This is a genomic window from Acinetobacter sp. ANC_7553, assembly GCF_056779895.1.
The window spans coordinates 89,133-108,229 of record NZ_JBWYIV010000007.1 but is presented as its reverse complement, the minus strand read 5'-3'; the positions used below and the strand labels follow the sequence as shown (position 1 = coordinate 108,229).

The 19,097-nt window shown below is 39.6% G+C and carries 15 protein-coding genes and 1 riboswitch; of the genes, 5 read left to right on the top strand and 10 right to left on the bottom strand.

Annotated elements, in window-relative coordinates; translation table 11 throughout:
- The first annotated feature begins 33 nt into the window (after window positions 1-33).
- Window positions 34-1,389 (top strand): UDP-N-acetylmuramoyl-L-alanine--D-glutamate ligase, encoded by a 1,356-nt coding sequence (gene murD / locus AC1M9I_RS07235; RefSeq protein WP_481610866.1) that lies wholly within the window; start codon window positions 34-36, stop codon window positions 1,387-1,389.
- 10 nt (window positions 1,390-1,399) lie between these two features.
- A complete protein-coding gene (gene ftsW / locus AC1M9I_RS07230) occupies window positions 1,400-2,596 on the top strand; it encodes a putative lipid II flippase FtsW (protein WP_035263915.1) in 1,197 nt (398 codons plus the stop codon).
- Window positions 2,597-2,612: 16 nt separating this feature from the next.
- Here ftsW and AC1M9I_RS07225 read toward each other — a convergent pair whose 3' ends face one another.
- The 7 genes from AC1M9I_RS07225 to AC1M9I_RS07195 all read right to left on the bottom strand — a co-directional run bounded on the left by AC1M9I_RS07225 (window position 2,613) and on the right by AC1M9I_RS07195 (window position 9,303).
- Window positions 2,613-2,867, bottom strand: a complete 255-nt coding sequence (locus AC1M9I_RS07225) for a zinc-ribbon domain-containing protein (RefSeq protein WP_035263916.1) — start codon at window positions 2,865-2,867, stop codon at window positions 2,613-2,615.
- 79 nt (window positions 2,868-2,946) lie between these two features.
- Window positions 2,947-3,810: a tRNA glutamyl-Q(34) synthetase GluQRS gene (gene gluQRS / locus AC1M9I_RS07220; RefSeq protein ID WP_481610865.1), complete on the bottom strand. Its 864-nt coding sequence runs from the start codon at window positions 3,808-3,810 to the stop codon at window positions 2,947-2,949.
- Window positions 3,811-3,869: 59 nt separating this feature from the next.
- Window positions 3,870-4,391: an RNA polymerase-binding protein DksA gene (gene dksA, locus AC1M9I_RS07215; protein WP_035263919.1), complete on the bottom strand. Its 522-nt coding sequence runs from the start codon at window positions 4,389-4,391 to the stop codon at window positions 3,870-3,872.
- Window positions 4,392-4,597: 206 nt separating this feature from the next.
- On the bottom strand, window positions 4,598-5,404 hold the full coding sequence (cpdA, locus tag AC1M9I_RS07210; RefSeq protein ID WP_481610864.1) for a 3',5'-cyclic-AMP phosphodiesterase: 807 nt from the start codon (window positions 5,402-5,404) through the stop codon (window positions 4,598-4,600).
- 3 nt (window positions 5,405-5,407) lie between these two features.
- Window positions 5,408-6,034 (bottom strand): NUDIX domain-containing protein, encoded by a 627-nt coding sequence (locus AC1M9I_RS07205; RefSeq protein ID WP_035263922.1) that lies wholly within the window; start codon window positions 6,032-6,034, stop codon window positions 5,408-5,410.
- Window positions 6,035-6,107: 73 nt separating this feature from the next.
- Window positions 6,108-8,003 carry a phosphomethylpyrimidine synthase ThiC gene (gene thiC, locus AC1M9I_RS07200; protein ID WP_035263924.1) on the bottom strand — a complete coding sequence of 632 codons (1,896 nt, stop codon included), beginning with the start codon at window positions 8,001-8,003 and terminating at the stop codon, window positions 6,108-6,110.
- Window positions 8,004-8,090: 87 nt separating this feature from the next.
- A riboswitch (TPP riboswitch) is annotated at window positions 8,091-8,210 on the bottom strand.
- A gap of 40 nt (window positions 8,211-8,250) precedes the next feature.
- Entirely contained in the window at window positions 8,251-9,303 is a 1,053-nt protein-coding gene (locus AC1M9I_RS07195) for a hypothetical protein (protein ID WP_481594775.1), read from the bottom strand.
- Between the two features lie 279 nt (window positions 9,304-9,582).
- Between AC1M9I_RS07195 and abuO the strand changes: the two genes are divergently transcribed.
- On the top strand, window positions 9,583-10,923 hold the full coding sequence (gene abuO, locus AC1M9I_RS07190; protein WP_092767312.1) for a multidrug efflux outer membrane protein AbuO: 1,341 nt from the start codon (window positions 9,583-9,585) through the stop codon (window positions 10,921-10,923).
- 96 nt (window positions 10,924-11,019) lie between these two features.
- Window positions 11,020-11,745 carry a phosphate signaling complex protein PhoU gene (gene phoU / locus AC1M9I_RS07185; protein WP_035263928.1) on the top strand — a complete coding sequence of 242 codons (726 nt, stop codon included), beginning with the start codon at window positions 11,020-11,022 and terminating at the stop codon, window positions 11,743-11,745.
- A 390-nt stretch (window positions 11,746-12,135) separates the two neighbouring features.
- Here phoU and AC1M9I_RS07180 read toward each other — a convergent pair whose 3' ends face one another.
- The 3 genes from AC1M9I_RS07180 to ompR form a co-directional block, all read right to left on the bottom strand.
- The gene (locus AC1M9I_RS07180) at window positions 12,136-13,653 is read right to left on the bottom strand and encodes an acetyl-CoA hydrolase/transferase family protein (protein ID WP_092767310.1); all 1,518 of its coding nucleotides are present in this window, start codon (window positions 13,651-13,653) and stop codon (window positions 12,136-12,138) included.
- 208 nt (window positions 13,654-13,861) lie between these two features.
- Complete coding sequence (locus AC1M9I_RS07175; protein ID WP_481610863.1) at window positions 13,862-15,322, bottom strand: ATP-binding protein; 1,461 nt, start codon at window positions 15,320-15,322, stop codon at window positions 13,862-13,864.
- Window positions 15,323-15,430: 108 nt separating this feature from the next.
- Window positions 15,431-16,195 carry an osmolarity response regulator transcription factor OmpR gene (gene ompR / locus AC1M9I_RS07170; protein ID WP_035263934.1) on the bottom strand — a complete coding sequence of 255 codons (765 nt, stop codon included), beginning with the start codon at window positions 16,193-16,195 and terminating at the stop codon, window positions 15,431-15,433.
- Between the two features lie 482 nt (window positions 16,196-16,677).
- Here ompR and AC1M9I_RS07165 point away from each other — a divergent pair, with 482 nt between their 5' ends.
- Entirely contained in the window at window positions 16,678-19,044 is a 2,367-nt protein-coding gene (locus tag AC1M9I_RS07165; protein ID WP_481597459.1) for a Tex family protein, read from the top strand.
- Window positions 19,045-19,097: the final 53 nt, after the last annotated feature.

The window sequence follows — 19,097 nt, the reverse complement described above, 5'->3', positions numbered from 1 at the left end:
CAGTTTCTAATTAGACTAAAATATGGGGCAGAAATGTTAATACAGCGTGGTGGATTAAAAGTTGTCGCAGGACTCGGAATTTCGGGTGTTGCTGCGGTAAATTTTCTACATGAAAAAGGCTATCACGTTGCAGTAACAGATTCGAGGACCTCTCCACCTGGACATGATCAAATTCCACCTGAAGTCCAAACTAGCTTTGGGAAATTTGACGAAGAAATGTTGTTGTCTGCTGAGGAAATTATTATCAGTCCAGGGCTTGATCCTAAACTGCCAGTGATTCAAACAGCGCTTGCACAAGGCATTCCTGTTGTCAGTGAAATTCAAATTTTAAGACGTGCGACTGAAAAGCCTATTGTTGCAATAACAGGTTCTAATGCAAAAAGTACAGTGACCACCTTGATCGGCTTAATGGCGAAAGATGCAGGCAAAAAAGTCGCTGTAGGGGGGAATTTAGGACGTCCAGCCTTAGATTTAACCAAAGATGATCCAGAGCTATATATCTTAGAACTATCCAGTTTCCAATTAGAAACTACATCGAACTTAAATGCTGAAGTTGCTGTCGTCTTAAATATGAGCGAAGACCATCTCGATCGTCATGGCGATATGATGGGATATCACACGGCCAAACATCGTATTTTTCAAGGTGTCAAGAAAGTGGTCTTCAATCGTGATGACTCTTTGACACGTCCCTTAGTACCTGATGCAACGCCAATGCAGAGTTTTGGGCTCAATGCACCAGATATGAATCAGTATGGTGTACTCAGAGATACTGATGGCACGATGTGGCTAGCAAGGGGGCGTGAACGTTTATTGAAAAGTTCTGAGATGTATATTCAAGGGACACACAATGTCGCAAATGCACTTGCGTGTTTAGCTTTAGGTGAAGCGATAGGTCTACCATTAGAGGTCATGCTGGAAACTTTGAAAACCTTCAAGGGGTTGGAACATCGCTGCGAATTTGTCAAAGAAGTGCAAGGTGTTCGTTATTATAACGACTCAAAAGGTACAAATATTGGGGCAACATTAGCAGCATTAGATGGCTTAGGTGCGGCGATCGCAGTACAGAAAGCTAAAGTTGCCATCATTTTAGGTGGTCAAGGTAAAGGGCAAGATTTTACTGCTTTAAGAAAATCATTAACGGAATTTGCAAAACTCGCGGTACTCATTGGTGAAGATGCGCCAGTGATTGAACAAGCAATTCAAGGCACAACCACAATTCTTCATGCTACATCATTAGAAGAAGCAGTAAAATTATGTCAAGCAAATACACAGCAACATGATGTGGTATTGCTTTCGCCGGCATGTGCAAGTTTTGATATGTTTACTGGCTATCCACAACGCGGACATCAATTTGTTGCTTGTGTGAATGCGCTGCACGAAAAACAATAAGGACGAAGATATGGCTGAGTCAGCTCAGACAACGATTGATAAAGTGAATAAAATTTACCAACGTTGGTTACCACGTATTCCAAGTGAAATTACATCAAGGAATGTTCTAATTTTTTGTGTGATTGCACTGCTCTGTATTGGAACGGTGATGGTTGGTTCAGCTTCTATGCCTTACGCAGAAAGATTGCATGAAAATCCATTCCACTATGTCATCCGCCATGCCATATCCATCGTGGTTGCGTTTGTCGCAGCAATTTTGGTTTATCGTGTTTCGTTAAATACCTGGTTTAATAACACATTTCCGTTATGGATGATGACTATGGCATTGCTTGTCGCGGTGTTATTAGTCGGTTCGGAAGTGAACGGTTCGACGCGTTGGATTCGAATCGCAGGATTTACCTTCCAGCCTACTGAAGCTGCGAAAGTGATGATGGCTATTTTTACTGCAGATTATGTTGTCCGTCGGGCAGAAGAAGTGCGGAATAATGTGAAAGGGCTGGCACGATTAGCAACAGTAATGCTATGTACAGTTGGTTTGATTATTGCTGAACCTGACTTAGGTGCAACGGTAGTGGTTGCCTTAACGATGTTAGGGGTGTTCTTTCTTGCAGGTGCGCCACTAATCCAGTTTGGTATTGCATTGGGTGCCATTATCATGGCATTTGTAGTGCTGGTTGTGTTCGAGCCTTATCGTTTCGAGCGTTTAATGTCTTTTACCAATCCATGGGCAGATCCTTTAGGTTCTGGTTATCAGCTTTCAAATGCGCTTATGGCCTTTGGACGTGGTGAATGGTTAGGGGTAGGCTTAGGCCATAGTATTCAAAAAATGTCTTATCTACCTGAGGCGCATACGGACTTTATGTTGGCTATTTTGGCAGAAGAGTTCGGTTTCATGGGCATTACGGTTGTTCTCGCACTGTCATTTCTTATGGTGGGTGCGTGTATTCGAATAGGGCATCGTGCCATTCAGCATCAATTTTTGAGAGCGGGTTATTTGGCTTACGGGATTAGCATTATTTTTGTTCTGCAAATTATGGTAAATGCTGGCATGAATATGGGGCTGCTCCCAACTAAAGGTTTAACTTTACCATTTATTAGTTATGGTGGTTCATCTCTGATTATGTGTGCTGTCATGGTCAGTTTAATGCTGAAAATTGAAGCAACAACCCAAGAAAAGAATCAGGCCAAGGAAGTATCTAGTTTTTAAAATACACGATTGTATCTTAAGCATTCAAATCTGATGATGGTGGAGTACTATTTTGCTGCAACACCATCGTTGGCATATGTGTGCCACAGTTTAAACAGGTGACTTGACCAGATTTGGGTTTTGATAGTGGAATCAATGGAATAAAAAATAAAGAAAAATAATTGCGTTGTTGTTTAATTTCATAATTGCTATATGTACGACAGACTGGGCATAGAAATTGCCCTTTTTCCGTTTTGATGGTTTTAGGTCCTACCCCAAAAATAAAAAACATAATGAACTCCTGATTAATCTATCTAAATGGAATTCAAAAACATTTTCAGCTGAATAACAAGCATGATTCTGTATGGACACTATTCAAAAACACCTTGTATGGTGGTGCCAACTGGAATTTTCTTACGATCCCATTGTTGAATTGCCTGTAGAAGCATGCGATTTGGTTGATCTAGATCAACTGGATCTTGTCCTAATGCGTGAATAGCTTTGTTCAAGAGTTGGGGGGCTTGGGTGAGATCAAGTGCTACAGCTAAATTTTGCTTAGAAAGCTTTGTACCATCTTTATTCATTGCTAGGGGCAAATGCATATACTGAAGTTCAGGGTAGCCCAATAATCGCCCTAACCAAATTTGTCGTTCAGTGTTATCTAGCAAATCAGCACCACGCACAACATGAGTCATTCCTTGTAGATAATCATCCACAACCACGGCGAGCTGATAATTAATAATACCGTCGCGACGTTTAAGAACAAAATCTCCTAATTCATTGGTCAAATTAGAGCAATGCTGACCTTGTAAAAGATCCTCAAAACAAATCAACTCGTCTGATGTTTTAACCCGAATGGCTTGTTGATCGTGTGGTAGTTTTAAATCGCGGCAAGTACTGCTATAGATATGATTAGAGCCTAAGATTTTGCGTGTACATTGGCAGGCATAGGTGAGGTCACGTTGCTGAAGATCATTTAAGACAGATTCATAGATGTTTAAACGGTCTTTTTGAAAGATAATGTCGTCATCAAACTCGAAACCGAAAGCTTCAATACATGACAAGATATGTTCTTCACTACCAGGATATATGCGAGGGATGTCTGTATCTTCAATTCGTACAACCCATTTGCCTGCATGAGATCTTGCTTCACAATAGCTTGCAACAGCTGTAATGAGTGATCCAAAATGAAGAGGGCCGGTTGGCGATGGCGCAAACCGACCCACATAAGCCATCCTGTTGTCCCCCTCCTTTATCAAAGGAGGGGTTAGGGAAGGATTATTAAATAACATGATTAACCGTTATTTTGTTTCTCTTTAATTTCAGCTAAAGTTTTGCAATCAATGCAAAGCGTCGCTGTTGGACGAGCCTCTAAACGACGTAAGCCAATTTCGATCCCACAGGTTTCACAGAAACCATAGTCATCATTTTTGATTGCTTCGATAGATTGTTCAATTTTGCGAATTAACTTGCGTTCACGGTCACGAGTACGAAGCTCAATCGCAAACTCTTCTTCTTGCGTTGCACGGTCATTTACATCAGGCAATGCAGTATTTTCATCTTGCATTGTATTTAATGTTCGATCCACTTCTGACATTAACTCGTCTTTCCATGCCAATAAAATTTGACGGAAATGCTCAAGTTGACCTTCAGACATGTATTCTTCATTTTTTTTCGGCTGATAAGGCTCGATGCCAAATAGACTCGCTGTAGTACCGCCTTCGGAAGTCTTTGGCTTGGTCTTACGCACGCGTTTTACTTTTTCAGCAACTACGTTGTTTTCTTCCAAGACTTGATTTTGGTTGTCATTCGCCATAAAGGGCATTCCTCATCATATGCGTGTTTGCGTACGCAAAAAATATGGTGATATGCAAGTGTTTTTATCGCTTCCGATAGATTGTTGCTATCGGGGGCGTCATCATATAGATTTTTTATCAAAGATGAAAGCTATGAATATCTGTTTTGGACTGTTCAGATTCCATTCGGACAGATAACTTAATCCAAAACACTTTAAAAGAAAAGCTAATAACCTGAAATTTCTTTATTAATATTTTGCGCAAAATTTTGTAGGCGATGAACACGTGTTTCAAAGCTACCATCAGCTTTCAATAGCAGGCTGCGATAGCCTGGTGCAAGGTCATCAAAGGCAAAATCTTCAGTCTTTGGTTTAAACTGAACAGAGGTAGAAGGCGTTGATAAAAATTGAATATTTTTCCAGTCATTCAACGAATCTTGGTGCACATGTCCAAAGATCACTGCTTGAATGTGTTGATATTCTGCCATGATCTGTGTCAATTGATCTGAATTTTTTAAGATGTGTCGATCAATCCACTTGGAATTCATTTCAAGTGGGTGATGATGACACGCCAAAATGACTGGGTGCTGCTGTGTTTCCTGAAGAATCATTGATAAATGATTCAATTGTTCTGCTTTAATCCAACCATCTACTTTGTGGGGCACAGCACTATTTAATAGGACGATTTTCCACGTTCCGAAAGTTAACACGGCCGGTATAGGGTCAGGCGCTGCAAAAGGAAAATATTCGGCATCATCATGATTGCCTGGAATTTGATAAAACGGAATATTCAAATTTTTCATGAAACTCAAATATCGCTGATAAGTTGCCTCATGTGGTACCTGTGCCAAGTCACCTGTATGAATAATCGCATCAATGTCTTGATAGCGATTTAAAATATCATTGATCACTGCATGAAAACTTTGTTCAGGATTTATCTGAACAAACGGCGTGTCAGGATGATCCATGAGATGGGTATCGGTAATTTGGATAATGAGCTGATCATTTTTATTCTGTTTGATTAAAGGCGTCATAAATTACCTCAGCGCTATAGAGGTAGTGGCAATGTGCTGTTTGAGCCATTGCAGAGCCATGATGACAGGTGCATTACACAATCGTTTGGATGCCAATAATGGTTCAAGATCTGAATAAGCTAAGATATGCAGTTGGATATTCTCACCTTCATCTGGCATACCATGAATACCGCCTTGCTCAGGAAGATCTGCTTCTGCAACATACAAATGAAAAACTTCATCGCACGCACCAGCAGAAGGGTAGAAGGTAAATAAATGTTCCAGATTACGAATTTCACAACCAGATTCTTCTAAACTCTCACGCTGAATACATGTTTCAGGTGATTCATCGCCATCTAATACGCCTGCAATGATTTCTAGTTGCCATGGGGAGATAGGATCATCGATTGCACCAATTCGGAATTGTTCAATCAGTGCAAAGCGCTTGAGCGCATCATTGTAGATGAGTACACCAGCAGCTTCTTTACGATGCACTAATTCACGATGAATTGTTGGGGTATAAGTATTCTCACCAAATAAACGATGTGTGATGCTCACTTTCTCTATACGAATGAATCCTTGATAAAGGGATTCGCGAGAATGGACCTTAAAATCTTTATTATTGTAGGTGGCTTTTTCAAGAATTTTCATTCGTATACGTTAGGACAAAAATTTATTTCATCCTAACTGAGATTGCATTAAAGAAAAACAGGTTTTTTAATTTTTACAGCTTCTGATACAACTTTTGTCCTTGCTTATGATACTCATTTTTCATCGCGTTGAGACCTGATTCAATCTCTTGATTTAACTTGAGATCTAGATTATCAGACTGCTGATTTTGAGCGTATTCACGCACATTTTGGGTAATCTTCATTGAGCAAAATTTAGGTCCACACATCGAACAGAAATGCGCTGATTTATGTGCCTCTTTAGGCATGGTTTCATCATGCATACTACGTGCTGTATCAGGATCTAAACTTAAGTTAAATTGATCTTCCCAACGAAACTCAAAACGTGCTTTTGAAAGCGCATTATCACGGACTTGAGCACCTGGGTGTCCTTTGGCGAGGTCTGCAGCATGTGCTGCAATTTTATAGGTAATAATGCCATCTTTGACGTCCTTTTTATTGGGTAGACCTAAATGCTCTTTAGGTGTTACGTAACAAAGCATCGCTGTTCCATACCAACCGATCATGGCTGCACCAATTGCTGAAGTAATATGATCATAACCAGGTGCAATATCTGTTGTTAATGGTCCTAATGTATAAAAAGGTGCTTCTTTGCAAACCTCAAGTTGTAAATCCATATTTTCTTTAATCATATGCATAGGAACATGACCAGGACCTTCGATCATGACTTGTACATCGTGTTCCCAAGCTCGATGGGTTAATTCTCCTAATGTACGTAGTTCGGAAAATTGGGCTTCGTCATTGGCATCTTGAATGCACCCAGGGCGTAAACCATCACCTAAGCTGAATGAGACATCATAGGCTTTCATGATCTCGCAGATTTCATCAAAATGGGTGTATAAGAAATTTTCTTTATGATGTGCAAGACACCACTGTGCCATGATTGAACCACCGCGTGAAACGATGCCCGTTAAGCGATTGGCTGTGAGAGGAACATAGCGCAATAAAACACCAGCATGAATCGTGAAGTAATCAACCCCTTGCTCAGCTTGTTCGATTAAAGTGTCTTTAAAAATTTCCCATGTAAGATCTTCTGCGATTCCATCCACCTTTTCTAATGCTTGATAAATTGGAACAGTTCCAATAGGTACAGGAGAATTTCGAATAATCCACTCGCGTGTTTCATGAATATTTTTACCTGTAGACAAATCCATGATGGTGTCAGCACCCCAACGTGTTGCCCATGTCATTTTTGCTACTTCTTCATCAATGGATGAACCCAGTGCTGAGTTGCCAATATTGGCATTGATTTTCACTAGGAAATTTCGTCCGATAATCATCGGTTCGAGTTCAGGATGATTGATATTGGCAGGAATAATGGCACGACCTGCAGCGACTTCTTGGCGTACAAATTCAGGTGTAATTTCTAATAAATTTTTTGCACCAAAGTTTTGACCAACATGTTGGCGAGTATCCACACCTTCGCGTTGCTTTTGGTTTTCTCGAATCGCAATGTATTCCATTTCAGGCGTGATAATACCCTGCTTAGCATAATGCATTTGCGTAACGTTATGTCCTGGTTTAGCTCGACGAGGTTTCTGGATATGTGCGAAACGAATGCCAGCTGTACGAATATCTTGAAGACGTTCTCGCCCAAATTTTGAGCTTAATGTCGCGAGTTGTTCTGTATCTGCGCGCTCTTCAATCCATGTATCTCTGAGGTTTGGTAGGCCTCGATTTAAATCAATTTGAATCTCAGGGTCGGTATAAACACCTGAAGTGTCATACACCATGATGGCAGGATTATACTCACCGCCTAAGCCCGTTGGTGTATCGGAGAGTGCAATTTCACGCATGGGTACGCGAATATCTGGACGAGAACCTTGAACATAGACTTTTTTCGACGCTGGTAAAATGCGGGTAAGATCTTGAGCATCTTGCTCATGTTGAGCAGAGAGATCTGTATTTGAAAGATTCGTTAATTGGTTCATTGCAATGATCCTTATGAATGACATCAACGAATCAAGCACGACCAAAAACGGTGGCGGAATTATCCTGAATGAATAATCTAGAACAAAGTTTTTAGATGGCTTGATTCCTACGCAGGTATTAACCTGATCAGGTTCAACGGTACTCACCATCAAAACAATGTTTTAGGTGATCTCAGCGAGTTATTACTCGCGCTCCGTCAAGCGATGCCAAAATATTAACATATAAAGTCAGATTAAAGTCATCAGACTAGGATGCATAACAAATTGCGTCTTTAAAGCAATTACGACGATTTTCAAGATCAACAGTTTTTAAGTTTAAATAGTGACTTAGCTGTATAAGAACTTGCGGATTTTGATCAGTCTGATTTGAAGTTAATTTACTTTTTTGTTGTGAATCCAGTTCGATAAATTTTAAGAAAAGTCTCGCTTGATCTGCTAAGCGACTATTTTTCATATTTGCGAGTTGATCGATTTCAGCTAAAGCATCGGGTGCAATTTCAACACGTCCTTCAAAATCATGAGAAACAGGATCATGTTTGAGACCTTTAAATAATAGATTTGAATAAAAATGATAAAGGTACTCTGCATCTAAACGGAAACTGCTTTGAGGATATTTTTTTAGATAATTTTCCCAATACTGGGCACGTCTAGAAATCTCTTGTGCTTCAAGATGAAAATGAGGATCTTCAAATTGTGCTTGCTGATTTTGTTCAGCAAGTTCTTGCATAAATGCTTGTTCTGCCTCAGGGAAATAGGGGGCAAATACTCGTGCTAAATAGTATGGGTTTCTTTGGTAAGTTGCTTGGTGGTTAATATCGACGAGATCAATATACGCTTGACCCTTATGCCGAAGTAAATATTGATCTCGTGGATGTAATTTTTCAATTTGTGATTGTTGAATCGTCGGAAATTGCGACTGGTCATGAGCATATAAATCAAAAGCTTTCTGCTGATCAGCTGATCGATCTATACTTAAGAAATTTCTATACATGATGTCTGCCAAACCGATCAATTCTTTCTGTTCCTGAAATGGCATTAAGGGAAGACAAAGTCGAATATCTTGATTGATTTGCTCAATGGCGAATGTAGTCCGTTGAGCAGTTATCCCGAGCATTTCTTTTTTGAGTTTTTGACAAATGAGGTTGAGATCAGGTGTGGTGTTCTGGTTTTGGGTTGGGTTTGGAGATTCAGTAGGTATTTCTTCGGAAATCGGTTTTTGACACGCAGTTAAGCCAAGACTTACGACCATAAGAGTCAATAATTGACGAATAGGCTTAAACGTGTGCAAAAATGACTTCATTGAGATATCAAAATACAGTTAAAGTGTGAAATGAGGCGCAAATAGATTTTCACTTATTTTAAAACCGTACAGTGAAATTTATTGTAGTTGCTTCGCAATCAAGCGTTAAAATAATGTATGAAAAACATACATCAATGTGCATAATTCAAAATAATTCTCCGGATTAAATGAAAAAATAATAAAATTGATACGTAAAAAGTTCGATTAAAGATTATATTTGCAACATCCTATTCTAATTACTTGTTATTCAAATGCTTAAGGTACTGTGAAGTCATTATCATGAAAAAAACTCTACTTGCAGTCAGTTTAATTGCGCTTAGCCCGATGAGCTTTGCATTGAACCTCGTTGAAGCCTATGAGCGAGCAAAGCAAACCGATCCAAATTGGCAAGCCAACGTTTTGCAGTATGAGGCTGATCAGTTAAATATAGGTTTAGCAAAAGGTAATTTGCTGCCGACAGTAACTGTTTCAGGAAATGTGACGCGTAAAAACCAAGATGTAAATCGTTCAAGTACAGAATCGAATCCTTTTTTTAATAGTTCTGACCTGTTGGCATCGACATCGACCACTCGTCAAATTGCGATTACTGCACGACAACCCATTTTCAGAATGGATGCTTGGCAGGGATATAAACAGGTAAAAACCTCAGTTCAACTGAGTGAAGTCACTTTAAAACAGCAACAGCAACAACATATATTAAATGTCTCTGAAGCTTATTTTAATGTACTACGTCAACAGGCTTTAACGCTCACTAACGCTCAAGAAGAAAAAGCATTATTCGAGCAGCTCAATATGATGAATGCCAAACTCAAAGAAGGTTTAGTTGCTGAAAGCGATGTCAGCGAAGCGAATGCACAATATCAAAATGCGCGAGCAAATCGAATTGCGACAGGTGTTCAATTAATCTTGGCACAAGAGCAACTTGCTCAGTTGATTGGACCTTACCAAGAAAAGCTCGCTGTTTTAAGTGATGATTTCGAGTATCAAAAGCCTGTACCGAATATCATGAGTGAATGGACCAAATTGGCTCAAGAACAGAATCTTGAAATTCTACAAGCGCGTTTGCAACGTCAATATGCCAATGATCAGCGACGTGTAGAGCAAGCGGCGCTTTATCCTCAAGTCGAAGCAGTAGCCACTTATGGTTATAGTGAACAGTCACCACAAACAGCTATATCAAGTGATGGGAAATTTGATCAGGTGGGTGTAGAAATGAACTGGAATGCCTATACCGGTGGACGAACTAAAATTAATATTGATAAAGCGACAAAAAATGTTGAAAAGTCGGAACGCCAATTAGAAGCTGCGATACGTAAAGCAACCACAGATGCTAAAAAATCTTACCTACAAATTGATATGGATAGTGCTACATTGCAAGCGCGCAAAGCTGCCATGGATTCTTCAGCATTAGTCGCGAAAGCATCCCAAGCTCAGTATGATGAAGGGCTTAAAAGTATGGTTGATGTGTTGCTTGCGCAAAGAAATGCTTTTGCAACACGATTAGATTTTGTGAATGCTCAATATGATTATGTGTTGAATGTGTTGAGGTTGAAGGCTTCTGTGGGTCAATTGAATGAAAATGAGCTTCGTCAAATGAATGCATGGTTAGTTGAAAAATAGAATGAATTGATTGTTTTGTCATCAAACATTCACAATTGATATGCTTTAATATGGCAAAAATTTCAATCCATTCACGCTGTGTGGAGTAATAAGACTTTGAGCTCTAATAATCCTGTACTTAGCCACCATATTTCTTCTCAATTTAACGAAGATTTGCAAGATGTCCATACCAAATTTATGGCAATGGGTGGTTTGGTTGAGCAACAAGTTGCTAATGCCATTCATGCTCTTTTAGATACAAATGTAAATTTAGCTGTAGATGTCCAATTTCAGGATAATACGGTAAATCGCTATGAGCGTGAAATTGATGAAGGTTTGACTTTGATTTTAGTGCGTCGTCATCCTGCTGCAAGTGATCTGCGTATGGTGATTGCAATGAGCAAGGCCAATACCGATTTAGAACGTATTGGTGATGAAGCAGCTAAAATTGCACGTATAGCCCAAAATCTATGTGAAGAAGGTGAATCACCTCGTGGTTATATGGAAACACGTCATATCGGTAATCAAGTGCGAGTAATGATTCATGATGCATTGGATGCATTTGCACGTGTTGATGCAGAGCAAGCACTTAAAGTTTTGTTGGCTGATGCAGATATCGATCGTGAATATCAATCTGCTACACGTACATTAATGACCTACATGATTGAGGATCCTCGTCATATTTCTCGTGTTCTGAATGTCATGTGGGTACTGCGTTCTTTGGAGCGTATTGGTGACCATGCGCGAAATATTTCTGAACAAGTGATTTATATGGCTAAAGGCTATGACGTACGACACACCAGTGTGGAAGAGATTGAAGAAAAAGTTCAAGGTAATCATTAAAATAGAATTCATATCATACACAGGAACCTCGAATATCGAGGTTTTTTTATGTGGACACTAAACTTGAGTTCTGTAAAACATATAGACAAAAAAATTCCTAGATTTTGGGGGAAATCTAGGAAGGAAAACTGATGAAACAGTACGCTGTTATTATTATTTGTTCACTCATAATCTTGCTATGAAATAATAATATTTAAATTATGTGTAAAGTTCAGCTGATAAAGTGTGATTTTGTGTAATTTAATATTTGTAAAATGTAAAACTTATCACACTTTAGTATCCTATCCAATCCTGCCTATTTCATTAGTTTATGTCTATGATGATCTAAAAGTATTTTAGAATCTTTTAAATAAAAAAAGCCCTGATATTCAGGGCTTTTTTAAGTCATACTTATGCAGATTTTGCTTCTGCAGGTGCAGATAACATATGACCTGTTTCTTCGAAATTAGAATGCCAAGAGAGCGCTTCTGTAAGTAGGTGAGGAGTTTGTCCACCTTTAGCACATGCACGATCGAAATAGTCGTTTAATGCATCTTTATACAATGGGTGAACACAGTTATCGATGATTGCACGTGCACGTTCACGCGGTGCAAGACCACGTAAATCAGCAAGACCTTGTTCAGTCACAAGAACGTCTACGTCATGACCTGTGTGATCTACGTGAGATGCCATCGGCACTACAGATGAAATGTCACCGCCTTTAGCGATTGATTTAGTCACGAAGATTGCGATATGTGCATTACGTGCGAAGTCACCTGAACCACCAATACCATTCATCATTTTTGAACCACATACGTGTGTAGAGTTCACATTGCCGTAGATGTCAAATTCAAGCGCAGTATTGATCCCGATAATTCCTAAACGGCGTACCAATTCTGGGTGGTTTGAAATTTCTTGAGGGCGTAATACAAGTTTGTCTTTGTATTGCTCAAGATTATTGAATACTTTTTCACCATAACGTGCAGAAAGTGTAATTGATGAGCCAGAAGCGAATTTCATTTTACCAGCATCAATTAATTCAAAAGTACAGTCTTGAAGTACTTCTGAGTACATGATGAGATCTTCAAAATTCGATTCTTTAAGACCCGTTAATACCGCATTGGCAATTGAACCAATACCTGCTTGTAATGGACCTAAATTTTTAGGAAGACGTTCTTCAGCGACTTCTTTTTCAAAGAATTCGATTAAGTGGTTTGCAATTGCTTGAGTCTCATCATCTGGTGCAGTCACTGTTGATGGAGAATCATGGAATTCGCTGTTAAATACGATGCCAACAATTTTAGCTGGATCGATATTAATTGCATGTGTACCAATACGCTCATCGACTTGAGTGAGTGGAATCGGCTGACGTGTCGGACGATAAGATGGGATATAAATATCGTGCAAGCCTTCGAATGCTGGGCTTAAATTTGTGTTAATTTCAACAATTACTTTTTCTGCAAAGATTGCAAAGCTTGCTGAGTTACCTACTGAAGTCGTTGGAATGATGCCACCATCTTCAGTAATTGCTACAGCTTCGATGACTGCAATATCAGGCTTTTTCAATTGTTTATTACGCATTTGTTCAACAGTTTCTGACAAATGCTGATCAATAAACATTACTTCGCCTTTATTGATCGCCTTACGCAAAGTATTGTCGACTTGGAAAGGTAGACGACGAGCCAATACGCCAGCTTCAGTTAACTGTTTATCTAAGTCATTACCCAAAGACGCACCTGTGATTAAAGTGATCTTTAAAGGGTTTGTATGAGCGCGTTTTACCAATGCCAATGGAACTGCTTTAGCTTCACCAGCACGCGTGAAACCACTCATACCTACGGTCATGCCATCTTCAATAAACGTTGAAGCTTGTTCAGCTGAAATGACTTTTTCATGAAGTGACTCTAAACGAATGCGATCTAAAGACATGGTTTACTCTTCTCTTGATATTCTGGATCTGGCACCGATTGTACCGATCAAGCGAGCCATTTTGCATACCTGTTAGGCTAAGGTCTAATTTTTTCAAAAAATGCGGATATAAAGATATATTATGGTTTATAAGATATTGTTTTTTATATTTAATTTTCATTGTGGTGAATAATTAAACCAATTCAACCGTTCAACTATTCACCATTCATCAAAATCGTTCGGTGATGGTTTGCCTGATTTTATCTAAGGTACTATTGGTTGAAATATCAGCAACTTGAGGTGTTGAAAGGGGCAGTAGAATGACCGCTTCAAGACCTCCTTCAGGACGATTATGAATTTTTAATTCACCTTCATGAATATCGACAATTCGTTTCACAATGGCTAAACCAAGACCACTCCCTTGGATTGTTCGTGCTTCATTACCACGTACAAAAGGTTGCATAAGATCTTCAATTTGATCTTCTGGGATTCCAGCACCGTGATCAGCAACACAAATTTTTAGATGATCTCCCTCGACTTTCGCACTTAGCTCAATGGGTTCAGCACCATAACGCTTAGAATTATTAATTAAGTTACCAATTAAGCGCTTGAGGGAAAGCGAACGAGCAGTAATTAGTGGGAGTTCTTCTGGTTCAAAGCGAATATCCAGGGGTTTAAACTGAATAACTAATTCTTGCAAAAGGGTATTGATATTGGTTTCTTTTAGGTCTTCATCTGAACCATCACGCATGTAAGAAATAAACTGATTAAGAATGGCATCCATATCATCCACATCAAAGATTAAGCCTTCTTTCAAGAAGTCATCATCTGACATCATTTCGGCACTCAGTCGAATTCGAGTGAGCGGGGTTCTTAAATCATGTGAAATACCAGCCAACATAATTTGACGATCACGCTCAGTGAGCTCTAATGTATAAATCATATGATTAAAGGCTTGGTTGACTTGGCGGATTTCCAAAGGTCCGTGGTTCGTCTCAAGATAGGGGGCTTTTCCAGTTTTACTATAGCTATTTGCTGCATTTTGAAGTCGGCGTAGTGGGCGATTGAGCTGTCTCACTAAAGTTAAGATAATCATGGCTGAAATCAGCGGTACGCCAAGAAACCATGCCAAAATCAATTCGGGGCTATAATTTGCATAAGTTTTTAAAGGTTCTTGAACCCAATTCCCGTTCATTTCTGGGGTTTGAATCCAAATACGTGGGCTGGGTTTAAATTGGAAATAGACAGTGACTTCAGGTACATCGAGTTCTTTGGCTAATCGTTTTTCAACTTGATTCGTAAAGAATTCAGCAATGACTTTGTCACGCTGGTTGGGGAACGCAGCAGGGTCTGTAACGTATTCAATTCCAACACGCTGTTTTAACCATGTGTCAACATCAAGTTCAGTGTCACCATGAAAAATTCGAAGGTCAGGGTTGTTGATAATTTCGAGTTCAACCGCAAGGTAGCGTGCATGCTGTTGAATCTCTGGCAAATAGAGGGTTTTCCAAAAAAACCAAAGTGACATAAACAGACTAAAGAACACCACAAAAACAACCAAAACTGTTGTTCTCATTGCAGCGGAGCGCGGCTTGATTTTGTCAAGAAAGCGTTCCCATTTCGTTCGTTTTCGCTCTGAATACGCAACAAACTCATTAAATTTTTGTGGGTCAATAGAATCAAGTTTCACGGTCTAACCTGAGAGTTTGGGCTGAAAAAGAATAAGTGCATGTAATTGTTCAATACATAAAATAAAGACCCCGACATCATTAATGGCGGAGTCCATTGTTTAAAAAAATTATTCTGCACCATCTGGTACGAATACGTATCCCACACCCCACACCGTTTGAATATAGCGTGCGCGCGCTGGATTTTCCTCGATTAAACGACGTAAACGAGAGACTTGAACATCAATAGAACGTTCCATTGCTCCCCATTCACGACCACGTGCCAAATTCATTAATTTATCACGTGTCAACGGTTCACGAGGATGTTGCACCAATGCTTTGAGTACTGCGAATTCACCAGTAGTTAAGGTCACTACTTGACCCTCACGAGTCAATGTTCGAGTCGATAGATCGAGTGACCAAGGACCAAATGAAACCACTTCAACATTCTGGCTTGGTGCCCCAGGAACCTCACGCACTTGTCGACGTAGTACAGCTCGGATACGAGCTAACAATTCATTTGGGTTGAACGGTTTTGGTAGATAGTCATCAGCACCTGCTTCAAGCCCTGCAATACGATCAGAGTCGCTACCACGTGCAGTGAGCATAATAATAGGCGTGTCGATGTTAGACTGCCTTAAACGACGACAAATGCTCAAACCATCTTCTACAGGAAGCATAAAATCTAAAACGATGAGCGAGAAAAGTTCACGTTGTAATAACCGATCCATTTGCGTGGCATCATGTGCGGTTTTAACCACAAAACCTTTATCTTCTAAAAACCGTTGTAAAAGGGTACGAAGACGCACATCATCGTCGACGACCAGAATGCGCTCAACTCTGTCAGTGTCATTGTGTACTACATCAGTATTTTCAGCAGGTACAACTAAACTCATGATGCACTCCCTTAAAAGTTGTATTTATAAATAGTCATTTGTCTCAGTATAATGCCTAAGTTCTTGTTAAGACTATGTATCAAATTGCTCAAAATTACAATTTTAAGTGTGTTCTGAAACCAAATCACAACATGTATTGACCTGTTTTTAAGCAAATAATTTAAAATAAAATCGCTATTCAATATGAAGCTAATTTGAAGTGGTATTGAAAGCAAAAAATTTACATCAAAATCAGAAAAATAAAGTGATTATAAAGAGTTAAATGTTTTAGTTCATTGTCAAAGTGATGACACAATGACGCATTACACTCAAATAATTGATCAGAGATCTCACTAGAAGCTTTTTCTCTGGGAGATAAAACTAGAAAAATTGAGACTTTTATTTAAAATTTCATTGCAAATATTCAAAACAATTGTGGATTTTATAGTCTCGGTCTTTATAATCACTAACTTTTAGTCCTTATCCTTGTGGAATTTAACACGATGACTGACTTAGTTCAGCAGTTGGCAAGTGAACTTGCCGTACGTCCAAACCAAGTAGAAGCTGCCATTAAGCTGATTGATGAAGGTTCTAGTGTTCCATTTATTGCACGTTACCGTAAAGAAGTAACTCAAGGCTTAGACGATACGCAGTTACGTCAACTGGATACCCGATTAACTTACCTTCGTGATTTATTTGAACGCCGTGAAAAGGTCATTGAATCACTGAAAGAACAAAATAAACTCACGGATGATTTGTTAGCTCGCGTCAATGCCGTTGAAACAAAAAATGCATTAGAAGAAATTTACGCACCGTATCGTCCAAAACGTACGAGTAAATCATTTAAAGCAAAAGAGGCTGGTTTAGGCCCAATCGCTGAAAAAATCTATAATGAAAATGTTGAACCTGCAGAAGCTTTAGAAGGATTTAATCATGAAGATTATCCTGATTTAGAGAGTCAATTAGACGCTGTTCAGCATATTCTCATTGATGACTGGGCACAAAATATTGCACTCACGACAGAGCTTAAAGCGATGTTTGCAAAAACAGCAGTGTTAAAAAGCTTAGTTGCTAGTGAAGAGAAAAAAGAAGTTGGTAAAAAATTCCGTGACTACTTCGATTTTTCTGAAAATTTAAACAAAGTTCCATCACATCGCTTATTGGCAATGTTACGTGGACGTCAAGAGAATGTACTCGGTCTAAAAGTTGATGGTGAAAATGATGCTCCTTTGGCGCGCATTGAAACTGAATACAATCTTGATCAAGTTCAACCTCAAGCCCGTCAAGATTTTCTGAAGCAAACTGCAAAATTATTCTGGCTCGGCAAAGTCCGGCCTACAATTGAGCATTCACTTCTGACAGAAAAGCGTTTGGCTGCTGAAGCAGAAGCAATGCAAGTATTTGCAGAAAATTTACGTCATTTACTTTTATCTGCACCAGCAGGTTCACGTACTACTTTAGGTGTGGATCCTGGTATCCGTACAGGTGTGAAATTGGCTGTCGTGAATGCATCTGGAGATGTATTGGCACACAGCACGATTTATCCATTCGCACCTAAAGAAGATAAAGAAGGGTCGATCAATGAATTGGCACGTTTATGCCGTGAATTCAATGTTGAGCTAATTGCTATTGGTAACGGTACCGCGAGTCGTGAAACAGAAGCTGTTGTTGCGGAAATGATGGCTGCCCATGCTGATCTTAAATTAACGCGCGTGTCTGTATCTGAAGCAGGTGCTTCAGTATATTCAGCATCTGAATTGGCTTCACAAGAATTACCAGATTTAGACGTATCGATTCGTGGTGCAGTATCTATTGCGCGTCGTTTACAAGATCCATTGGCTGAACTTGTGAAGATTGATCCTAAATCAATTGGTGTAGGTCAATATCAACATGATGTGAATCAAACAGGCTTGGCAAAAACGCTCGAAGCTGTAGTGGAAGACTGTGTGAACTCAGTCGGTGTAGATGTAAATACAGCATCTTCAGCGATTTTGGGTTACATCGCAGGATTAAACAAATCTATAGCACAGCAAATTGTAGACTACCGTAAAGAGAATGGTCGTTTTGATAATCGTCAAGATTTGAAAAAAGTACCACGCTTAGGTGAGCGTACTTTTGAGCAAGCTGCAGGTTTCTTACGTATTCAAGATGGTTCAGAACCATTGGATGCATCAGCAGTTCATCCTGAGTCTTATGGTTTAGTCAACAAGATTGTTGAAGCGAAAGCGACCACTGTAAAAGATATTATTGGTAATACTGAAATCATTCGTCAGGTTAAACCTGAAGAGTTTGTTGATGACAAATTTGGTTTACCAACGATCCAAGATGTTTTGGCGGAGCTTGAAAAACCAGGTCGTGATCCACGTCCAGAGTTCCGTACAGCGAAGTTCCGTGATGACATTACTGAGGTTTCACAACTGACTGAAGGCTTAGAGCTTGAAGGTGTAGTGACCAATGTAACGAACTTTGGTGCATTTGTTGATGTTGGTGTTCATCAAGATGGTTTAGTTCATATTTCAGAACTAGCGAATGAATTTATTTCTGATCCACATAAGTTTGTGAAACCAGGGCAAATTGTTCAAGTGCGTGTGTTACAAGTTGATGTGGAACGTAATCGTGTTAATTTATCGATGCGCCCTGCAGGATCTGAAGCACCTGCGAAGGCACCGCGCCAGCCACGTCGTGAAACTCATGGCCAGCAAGAGCAACGTGGTGAGCGTAAACCACACGCGAAGCGTCCTCAGCAAGCACGTCCACAGGGTGATCGCCCACAACATGCGAAAAAACCTCAGCAGCAGAAACCACAAGAACAGAAGATTGGTGGTTTAGGTGCATTATTATTACAAGCAGGGGTTAAAGGTTCGAAGTAATCTTTAATCAGGTAAAAAACCTCCCATATGGGAGGTTTTTTTATGCTTATGTT

Bases quoted from the DNA above. Each gene is read 5' to 3' on its own strand.
- murD (WP_481610866.1), top strand. From the start codon at position 34: ATGTTAATACAGCGTGGTGGATTAAAAGTTGTCGCAGGACTCGGAATT.
- cpdA (WP_481610864.1), bottom strand. From the start codon at position 5,404: ATGACGCCTTTAATCAAACAGAATAAAAATGATCAGCTCATTATCCAA.
- AC1M9I_RS07205 (WP_035263922.1), bottom strand. From the start codon at position 6,034: ATGAAAATTCTTGAAAAAGCCACCTACAATAATAAAGATTTTAAGGTC.
- thiC (WP_035263924.1), bottom strand. From the start codon at position 8,003: ATGAACCAATTAACGAATCTTTCAAATACAGATCTCTCTGCTCAACAT.
- AC1M9I_RS07165 (WP_481597459.1), top strand. From the start codon at position 16,678: ATGACTGACTTAGTTCAGCAGTTGGCAAGTGAACTTGCCGTACGTCCA.
- gluQRS (WP_481610865.1), bottom strand. From the start codon at position 3,810: ATGGCTTATGTGGGTCGGTTTGCGCCATCGCCAACCGGCCCTCTTCAT.
- AC1M9I_RS07180 (WP_092767310.1), bottom strand. From the start codon at position 13,653: ATGTCTTTAGATCGCATTCGTTTAGAGTCACTTCATGAAAAAGTCATT.
- abuO (WP_092767312.1), top strand. From the start codon at position 9,583: ATGAAAAAAACTCTACTTGCAGTCAGTTTAATTGCGCTTAGCCCGATG.
- ompR (WP_035263934.1), bottom strand. From the start codon at position 16,195: ATGAGTTTAGTTGTACCTGCTGAAAATACTGATGTAGTACACAATGAC.
- AC1M9I_RS07195 (WP_481594775.1), bottom strand. From the start codon at position 9,303: ATGAAGTCATTTTTGCACACGTTTAAGCCTATTCGTCAATTATTGACT.
- AC1M9I_RS07225 (WP_035263916.1), bottom strand. From the start codon at position 2,867: ATGTTTTTTATTTTTGGGGTAGGACCTAAAACCATCAAAACGGAAAAA.
- ftsW (WP_035263915.1), top strand. From the start codon at position 1,400: ATGGCTGAGTCAGCTCAGACAACGATTGATAAAGTGAATAAAATTTAC.
- dksA (WP_035263919.1), bottom strand. From the start codon at position 4,391: ATGGCGAATGACAACCAAAATCAAGTCTTGGAAGAAAACAACGTAGTT.